Below are 8,953 nucleotides of genomic sequence, written 5' to 3'. Positions count from 1 at the left end.
GCAGTACGAGTAGTACGACAAGACGCGGCAACGACGCCAGAAGAGTTTTGTTAGCCGCTCTTAATCACTTCGGTGTCGTTTTACGCGAACAGCCACGGATGGTGTGTTGTAGGGGCATGGCGGCAGGCGAGATGCCGCCGCAAAAGCGCTTGTCGGGCGGGTCAGAGCGCGACATCGGCAACCCATTGTTCAAGGACGTTCTTGTACGGCTTGATGAAGTGCTCCTGCGCAAACTGCCCCTGCTGCACCGCCAGCTGGCTGCGCTCTTCCCGGTCATAGACAATCTGCGTCAACGAGTAGTCCTGGTTCTTCAGGCTCGGCTGATACAGTTTCCCTGCGGCGCAATTGGCGTTGTAGATTTCGGGGCGATAGATCTTCTGGAAGGTCTCCATGGTGCTGATGGTGCCGATCAGCTCAAGGTTGGTGTAGTCGCCCAGCAGGTCGCCGTAGAAGTAGAAGGCCAATGGCGCAACGCCATTGGCGGGCATGAAAAAGCGAACCTGCAACCCCATTTTTGCGAAGTACCGGTCGGTCGGGGACGGTTCACTCTGTTGGTACTCCACACCCAGCACAGGGTGCTGGTTGCCGGTCCGCTCGTAGGTCTTGCTGGTCGAGGCGCTGATGCAGATCACAGGCGGCTTGTTGAAGCGCTCTTGGTAGGTGCTTGAGCTGACGAATTGCTTGAACAGCTTTCCATGCAGGTCGCCAAAGTCGTCGGGCGTGCTGAACTCTGCCCGATCGGCGTTGTACCCCGGCAGCAATACGCTGAAGTCGTAGTCGCGCACGTAGGATGAGAAATTGTTCCCCACGATGCCATCGATGCGCCTGTTCGTCTTCTTGTCGAGGATGCAGGTCTTCAGTATCTCGATCAACGGAAATGCGCCCGTGCTGCCGTGGGCGCCCATGTCCATCTCGACGGAGATGATCTCGAGTTCGACCCCATAGCGGTCTCCCGCCGGATTGTCCCAATGCGCCAGGTCGTTGAAGCGGTTGTCGATCATCCTCAGCGTGTTGCGCAGGTTCTGCCGCCGGCTCATTCCACGGGCCAGGTTGGCGAAGTTGGTGGTGATGCGCGTGCTCTCCGATGGGTGGTAGTTCTCATCGAAGAAGATGCTCTTGAGGTGAAAGCTGGGGTCTGTGTTCATGGCGATGATCTGTTTTTTTGAGAGAAAAGACGATTCCTGTGTCAGGCCGCAAGCACTTCCTCGGCCACAGCGGGCCTGGCGTGGCGCGCCAGTTCGACCAGCGGCAGTGCCCGTTGCACGGCCAGCCTGGCCCGCTCGATGACGGCCTTGTTCTGCAGGCGGTAGTCGGCGAAATCCGCGTCGGTCGCGTAGACACCCAGCGGCAAGGTGCGCGCCTGAAAGAAGCTGAACAGCGGCCGCAACTGGTGGTCGATCACCAGGGCATGGCGCTCGCTGCCACCGGTGGCCGCCAGCAACACGGGCTTGTCGGTCAAGGCGTCCTGATCAATGAAGTCGAAGAAGTGCTTGAACAGCCCCGTGTACGCGCCGCGAAAGACCGGGGTTGCCACCACCAGCACGTCGGCTTGCTCGACCGCTGCAAGCTCGCGCTCCACCGTGTCGGGCAGGTTCGCACGCCAGACCGCTCCGGCAAGCCGCGGTGCGAGCTGGCCCAGTTCGACCAGGCGCTGCTCGCACGGCAGTTCGTCGGCGATCAGCTCCAGCAGGTGCTTTGCCAGGGCTGCCGACCTGGAGGGTCGTTGCAGCCCGCCGGAGACTGCGACGAGACGCAGGGGACGTGTCATTTGTGCTTTCATCAGGATGGTTCTGCGCGTTGCCGCCAAGCAGGCAAACGAACGATGTGGGCGGATGATATTGGCGCGTACCAATGAAGTAAAATGGTTTTATTTCAACAATCCATGAGCGAGATTCATGTAAATGCTTGAGCGCATCCACCTCAGCATCGTTCAGCAGGTCGAAAGACAAGGGTCGCTCACAGCCGCTGCGGGCGTGCTGAACCTGACCCAATCGGCCCTGAGCCACAGCATGAAGAAGCTGGAGCAGCAGCTGGGCACCGACATCTGGCTGCGCGAAGGCCGAAGCCTGCGCCTGACGCAGGCCGGCCAGTACCTGCTGGCCGTGGCCAACCGCGTGCTGCCGCAACTGGACCTGGCCGAAGAGCGCCTGGGCCAGTTCGCGCAGGGCGAGCGCGGTGCACTGCGCATCGGCATGGAATGCCACCCGTGCTACCAGTGGCTGCTCAAGGTGGTGTCACCCTATCTGGCGGCGTGGCCAGACGTGGATGTGGACGTCAAGCAGAAATTCCAGTTCGGCGGCATCGGCGCGCTCTTCGGCTACGAGATCGACCTCTTGGTCACGCCCGACCCGCTGTTCAAGCCAGGGCTGAAGTTCGAGCCCGTGTTCGACTACGAGCAGGTGCTGGTCGTGGCCAAAGGCCACGCGCTGGCTTCGGCACCCTATGTGAAGCCCCAGCAGCTAACCCAGGAGGTGCTGATCAGCTACCCCGTGGACGTGGAGCGCCTGGACATCTACAACCAGTTCCTGTTGCCGGCCGGTGTCACGCCCAAGCGCCACAAGGCCATCGAAACCACCGACATCATGCTGCAGATGGTGGCCAGCGGCCGCGGCGTGGCGGCCCTGCCGCGTTGGCTGGTCGAGGAGTACGCGGCCCGGATGGACGTGGTGCCGGTGCGGCTGGGCGTGCGCGGCATCGCCAAGCAAATTTTTCTGGGGGCACGCGAGGCAGACACCGCCATCGACTACGTGCGCGCCTTCATCGAACTGGCCCGCCAGCCTGCCATCGCCATGGCGCAAGGAGCCAGGGGCTGACGCCACCCACCGCCGACGCAAACCGCCTGCGCTGCCCGGTGGAGCGCCGAGAGCATCTGGTGGCCGTCACTTTTTCGCCTGAACCACCATGCGCCGCCCGGCCCCCCAACCGCTCCACGCCATCGCCACCGCAAGCGCCCCCACCAGCCAGGTATTGGCCGCATAGCCGCCGGTCCATTCGCGCAGCACACCCACCAGCAGGGGGCCGCCGGCTGCCAGCAGGTAGCCCCAGCCTTGTGCCATGGCCGAGAGCTGGGCCGTGTTCTGGGCATTGCCGCTGCGCATCACGATCAGGCTCAGGGCCAGCGCAAAGGCACCGCCCTGGCCGCACCCGAGCAGCACGGCCCAGAGCCATCGGCCCCCCAGCGGGCCGACCATCAGGCCCAGAAAAGCGACCAGGATCAACGCACTCATGCCCACGGCCAGCGCGCGCTGGTCGCGGCAGCGTGCGGCGAACGAGGGCACCAGCAGGCAGGTGACCAGTTGGGTCAGTATCGACACCGCCACGATGTAGCCTGCGTCCGCACTGCCGATGCCGCGCTCTCGCAACAGCGGCGACAGCCAGCCCATCACGATGAAGGCCAGGGCCGATTGCAGCCCCATGAAGGCAGTCACCTGCCAGGCCAGGCGATCGCGCCAGAGTGCGCCGCCCCCAGCCGCCCCGTCGAGGGGCTGGGCACGGGTGTGCCATGCCTGCGGCGCCCAGAGCAGCAGCACCAGCACGGCGGGCAGCGCCCAGAACGCCAGGGCCCAGGCCCAGTGCCCATCGAATGCTCCCACCATCAGCGGCACGGTCAAGGCCGTGGCCGATGCGGCGCCCGCGCAGATCGCCAGCGTGTACAGGCCGGTCATCAGGGCGGTGTGGCTGGCAAAGCTGCGCTTGACCAGACCCGGCAGCAGCACATTGCCCATGGCGATGCCGGCCCCTGCCAGCACCGACGACGCAAACAGCGGCCCCAGCGTGCCCGCAGCGCGCAGCAGGGTGCCCACGGTGATGAGCAGCAGGGCCAGCAGCAGCACCCGCTCTGGCCCGAACCGGCGTGCCAGGGCGGGCGTGGGTGCAGAAAACAGCCCGAGGCAGACGATGGGCAAGGTGGTCAGCATGCTGGCACCGACGGCCGACAGGCCGGTGTCGCGCATCACCTCGGGCAAGACCACGGAGAGGCTGCCAAACACCGGCCGCAGGTTGCAGGCAATGAGGATCAGGCTCAGTCCCAGCAGCAGCTTTTGGTGGTGACTGCCGTGTGGCTTCGCCACTTCGGGCTGCGTGGTACGGGGGTGGGGGTCTGTGGGTTCCGTCTGGGCACCCGTGAAGGTGCGCAAAGCAGTTGTCGAATCTGGCGAAGGCATAGGCAGCGGACTTTAACGCCCTATGGCGAAGGCTGCTGAGAGGGCGGCCCGCGAACGGTAAACCTTTGGCCGCACCTGCCTGCAAGAAGGCGCTCACGGCACGCCGATGTTCCAGGTGATGACCGGGTCCTTAAGAGCGGCCCTGCTGCCTGCAGGCGACAGCCCGCCCCAGTGCCTGAAGTATTGGATGTAGTCTGCCAGGTACCCCCGCTCCAGTGCATCGGGTTCAGCGGCGCAGGTGATGTCGATGTAAAACTGCCCGTCGAATTGGCGGTCCGGTATCACCTGTGCGTTGTTGTAGGGACCGCTGCACGATTCGCTCAGCAGGCGGCCCAGCTCGAATGCAGCCGAGCGCACTGCGCGATTGGTCGAAGAGGCGTCTTCGATCTCTATGCGGTAGCCGTGCTTGCCCTTCTTGGGCGAAGGGGGCTGGGTCACGCGCACCCCGGGGCTCAGGTGGGGCTCCAGCAGCGCGTGGGTCAGCGGCTCGTCGGGGCGCCACATCAGCAGGGCGCTTTCGGCGAGCAGGTCCTTGCGTCGCAGTGTGAGGTAATTGAGGCCATCCACCAGGCCGCATTGGTTGGTGATCTCCCATGGGGTGTCCCAGCGCAGCTCCTCGGCCTGCACTGGCACTGGCCCTGCGTGCCCCACGCCGCTCAGCGGGATGGCCAGCAGCACCTGCGGCTGCAGCCACCCGGTGAAAGCCATGCAGGCGCGCGTGCCATCATGCCAGCCGAGAAAGTCGTTGCCATCGGCGTCCAGCGGCTGATCGAAGCGGTGCACCGTCCGCAATGCACTGCCTGCACTTGCGCCCAGCAGCTTCACCCCTTCGGCGTCCACCAGCAGCGTGCCACCGCTCGGCAGCGCGAGCACCCCTACCAGCCCATCCACCACGCTGATGGAGCCTGCGAATGCGCGCTGCGCCACGTCGTAAACCTGGTAGATAGGCTCCTCGGTGGTGCGAAAGAAAAACAGATCATCGGTGAAGCGGGGCCGCCAGCGCCGCTCGGATCGGTCGACGCCGGTGATCTCCTCCAATTTCGTTCCCGCCAGGTCGTACACGGCCCATTGCTGTTGGTTGCCCAGGGCGATGGCGGTCGGGGCGAGGTAGCGCTCGGCGTAGTAATACGGCATCTGAAAGATCAGCTCGCCATCCCAGCGGCGCGCCACATACAGGTCTTGCCCGTCGTCCTGCTCCTCATTGAAGAATGCATACGAGGGCTGGCCGCCCAGGAAGCTGTGCATGGACACCCATTCACCCTGGGCGTGGGTGATGCGGTTGTGGTCCCCTTCCTTGCGGAAGCTGCCCACGACCCGGTTGCCGCCGATGCTTAACTTCAGGTACTGGTCGACCGGCGGTTTGAGCAAGGGGGTGCTGTTCCCTTCGGTCAGCATGACGCGTGATTCTTCGCTCACGAACTCCAGGCCCGCCGGTGTGGTGTCCACTGCCGCGATGCCCCAAAAATTGAACAGCATTTTTCGTGGTTGATGGGTTGTTGGGAGCTGCGTGCGTCAGAGTTTTTTCTCGCCCAGCCGCGCCACACTGGCCAGCAGGAACGCCCGCGTGCCCGGTACACCCAGACCGTTGTGCGCACTGCTGCCATCATCGTCGCCCGTCGTGCCCAGGGCCAGCCAGGCGGTCAGGGCGGCCTGGGCCACCTCCAGGTGGGTTTCCTGCAGCAGCAGCTCGTACAGTGGCTGGCCTGCCGCAGGGTCTGCGATCTGCGCCAGCGCGGTGGCGGCGCCGTGGCGGCGGCGTGCGTCGGGGCTGGCCAGTTGCTCCACCAGCGCAGGCACTGCGGCTGGATCGGCCAGGCGGCCCAGGGCATCGACTATCTCGTCGGTGGCGGCATTGGCCTGCAGTCCTCGCAGCAGATCGGGTATGGCCTCGCGCGTGGCTGCGCTGGCCAGGGTCTCCAGGATCAGCTGCGCATCGGCAGGCGTTTCGGCCTGCTGCAGTGCTGCGGACAGTGCGGCGCTGGCCTCAGGGCTGGGCGTGGTAGCCAGGGACAGCATGGCGCCGTCGCGCAGTGGGTTGCTGCGCACCAGTAAGGGTGCCAGCAACCTGGCTCCCTGGGGGTCGCGGAACTCGGAAAGCGCCAGCACGTAGCGGTGCTGCACGTCGTTGCTGGCCGCCTGCGCCTCGCTGATCAGCGCGGGCAGCGCCTGGGCGCCCTGTGCGATCAGCGCCTTGCAGACAGTGTGGACGTATTCGTTGCGGATGCCGGGCAGCAAGCCCAGCAGCAAGGCCTGCACCTGAGGCCCACGCAGGCCTTCGCAGGCGCAGGCAACGGCGCTGGCGTTCCAGTGGAGAGGGTCGTCCGCCAGTGCCTGCGCAAAGCCCTCAAAACCCTCCGCATGGCCCAGCGCGGCCAGCGCCTTCGCCACGCTGACGGCATCGCCGCTGGGCAGCTGGGCCAGCATTCCGCGCAGGTGCTGCGCTGCTTCTTCGGGAGCCGTGTGCACTAGTTGCAACGCGGCAGCGCGGCGAACCTGCAGCGAAGCCGAATGCAACCCTGCGCGCGGCCACTGCTGCTCGCCGGGCCCGTCCAGTTGGGCCAGCACCTCGGCCAGTTCGCCGGCATCGCGCGGTGTCCTGGCCTGCTCCAGCGCGGCCATCAGCTCGGGCACGGCCTCCTGCGCGTTCAGCGGGCCCAGTGCCGGTGCGGCAAGGGCCACCCCGGCCCGCAGCAGCGGCGCAATGGCGCGGGCGTCGCCCAACTGGCCCAGCACCTTGACCAGTTCCATCCGCAGCTCCAGCGGCATGCCGCGGCGCGGGTGTTCAAACGTGTCGATCAGCGGCACCACGGCGGCTTGGTCGCCCAGGCGCCCCAGGGCGCTGATGCAGGTCTTGCGCACCCGGGCGTCGGCGTCGCCCAGCCCCTGGATCAGCAGGTCAAGGTTGGCCTTGGTGGATTTATCGACCACCGTGCTGCACAGCGTGACGATGACATCGCCAAAGTCCTTCTTCTTGTCGGTCTCTTCACGGCGCATCTTGCCGATGGCTTCGAGCAGCTCTGCGATCCAGCGGTCGTCAGCGTGGCGGCGGATGGAGTCCGCTGCATACGCACGCACACTGGCGCTGCGGTGGCCCAGTGCCTTGAACAAGGGCGCGCGCACCTCTGGCGAAGAAATTCGCCCCAGGAACATCAGCCCTGCGCCGGCCTCGTCAACGCTCTTGGATTTGGCCATGCGCAGGTACAGGGGCAGGGCACCATTGGACGGCCGGCTCAGCAGTGCCTGCCTGGCCGCATCGGCCACGGCTGCATGCTCGTCCAGTGTGGCCTCTACAAGCATGGCGGGTGCGCGGTCGGCCAGTACCAGCAGCGCTTTGTGGGCCAGGGGCAAGTGGCGTGCCGGCGCCGACCTGATGAACGCCGCGATGGCCTCGCAGGCCACTGCGGGGGCCGTGCAGGAAAGTGCCTCCAGCGCCAGGAATACATCTACATCGTTCGTGGCAGCCCGCAGTTGTTCGGCAAGCGCCTGGCTCAAGTCTTCATTCATGTGCGGTAAGTAGGCGGGTGGGTGGTAGGGTGGGCAGGTCCATCAGCGGGGTTCGTTGATGGGCGGCGGCATAGTTTCAACAGGGCTGGTTGCTCAGAGGAGCGTTCGTGCGTTTACCAACGCGCTCGGCAATTGCCGAGCCGAACGCCTCAGGCTTTCTTCTTCTCCAAGCGCGCCAGCGTAGCTTCGTAAGCCTGCTGCACATCCGGTCGGGCTTCGGCTGCGGCGTTGAACCGGCTGGCCAGCACAGCCGCATCGGCCTTGCTGCCCAGCTGGGCTATGGCCTTGAAGATCTTCTTCATGAAGGCGGCATCGCCGCCGATGATGTGCTTGTCCAGGCGCAGCAGGTCGATGAGCGGCTCCACCAGCTGCGGCGCCTGGGTCTTGCCCACCACGTCGAGTAGCTTTTTGTAGTAGTACAAATGCATCTCGGAGAACCTCTCGCGCTCGTTGAAGTAGGCGAGGAACAGGTCGGTATGGGCGGGGCTTGCGGCCTTGACCAGAATGCGCATGACCATCGTGTGCTCCAGCTTCATCTTGCCGGCGCTGAAGTCATTGCCCCGGTCCCAGGGCCGCGCCAGCGCCGTGTGAAAGCATTGGGTCAGCACGGGAATCAGCCGCTCTCCAAAGCCGCTCAGCACGTTCACCATCAGCTCGGCCTCGGTGGCGTAGTGCGGGCTGAGCCCCTGGGCAACCATGGCGTCGAAGGCGCCTGGCGCCGGGTGGGCCAGCACGCCGCGCAGCGTGTCTTCGTCGTAGTGCCCGTGCACCAGGCTCGCGAACGCCTCGCCCAGCAGCGCCAGATCGGTGATGGCGTAGAGCTGGGCCCAGTCGTGCGCGCGCATCAGGTCGGCCACGCGCCATCTCTCGACCTGCTCGGCGTCTTGCACGTGCGGCAGCTCGGGCAGCAGCAGTTGCAGGGCCTCCTTTTCCTCGTTGTGCCGCGCACCGGCGTAGAACCGTGAGAACCGCATGCCCGCCAGCGGCGCCAGGCTGGCCACCGGGTTGTCGTTCACGTGCAGCTCGGTCAGGCCGGGGCATGTGGCCAGCGGCGACAGGTCGGTGATCTGGTTGTTGTCGGCATGCAGGTTGGCAAGGGCAGGGTAGCTGCGCGCAAAGCCCAGGTCCGGGATGCGGTTGTCCGACAGGGTACAGGCTGGCGAGCTGCGGCAGGTCCAGCCCCGCCGGAAACGCCGCCAGCTTGTTGTGCCACAGAAACAGGTATTTGAGCGCCTTGAATCCGTTGAGCGCATCGAAGTCCGAGAACATGCAGTTCTCGATGACTG

General features: G+C 65.4%; 7 protein-coding genes. 1 reads left to right on the top strand and 6 read right to left on the bottom strand.

Going from position 1 to position 8,953, the window contains the following annotated elements:
• Positions 1-161: 161 nt before the first annotated feature.
• Positions 162-1,145, bottom strand: a complete 984-nt coding sequence (locus ASE31_RS18785; RefSeq protein ID WP_057203353.1) for a DUF1852 domain-containing protein — start codon at positions 1,143-1,145, stop codon at positions 162-164.
• 41 nt (positions 1,146-1,186) lie between these two features.
• A complete protein-coding gene (msuE, locus tag ASE31_RS18780) occupies positions 1,187-1,768 on the bottom strand; it encodes an FMN reductase (RefSeq protein WP_057203352.1) in 582 nt (193 codons plus the stop codon).
• A gap of 133 nt (positions 1,769-1,901) precedes the next feature.
• On the opposite strand from msuE, the gene ASE31_RS18775 reads away from it, so the two are divergent.
• On the top strand, positions 1,902-2,813 hold the full coding sequence (locus ASE31_RS18775) for a LysR family transcriptional regulator (protein ID WP_057203351.1): 912 nt from the start codon (positions 1,902-1,904) through the stop codon (positions 2,811-2,813).
• Positions 2,814-2,879: 66 nt separating this feature from the next.
• Here the strand turns inward: ASE31_RS18775 and ASE31_RS18770 are convergent, their stop codons facing one another.
• The 4 genes from ASE31_RS18770 to ASE31_RS18755 form a co-directional block, all read right to left on the bottom strand.
• Positions 2,880-4,070, bottom strand: coding sequence for an MFS transporter (locus ASE31_RS18770; protein WP_235514620.1), 1,191 nt, complete (start codon positions 4,068-4,070; stop codon positions 2,880-2,882).
• Between the two features lie 186 nt (positions 4,071-4,256).
• Entirely contained in the window at positions 4,257-5,639 is a 1,383-nt protein-coding gene (locus ASE31_RS18765) for a hypothetical protein (RefSeq protein WP_057203349.1), read from the bottom strand.
• A 36-nt stretch (positions 5,640-5,675) separates the two neighbouring features.
• Positions 5,676-7,667 (bottom strand): HEAT repeat domain-containing protein, encoded by a 1,992-nt coding sequence (locus ASE31_RS18760; RefSeq protein WP_057203348.1) that lies wholly within the window; start codon positions 7,665-7,667, stop codon positions 5,676-5,678.
• A gap of 149 nt (positions 7,668-7,816) precedes the next feature.
• Positions 7,817-8,920, bottom strand: a complete 1,104-nt coding sequence (locus ASE31_RS18755; protein WP_057203347.1) for a leucine-rich repeat domain-containing protein — start codon at positions 8,918-8,920, stop codon at positions 7,817-7,819.
• Between the last annotated feature and the right edge of the window lie 33 nt (positions 8,921-8,953).

It is taken from the genome of Acidovorax sp. Root217, from assembly GCF_001428645.1.
Taxonomy (GTDB): domain Bacteria; phylum Pseudomonadota; class Gammaproteobacteria; order Burkholderiales; family Burkholderiaceae_C; genus Acidovorax.
Note: the sequence above shows the minus strand (reverse complement) of the source record. Positions and strands in the feature narration are given on the sequence as shown.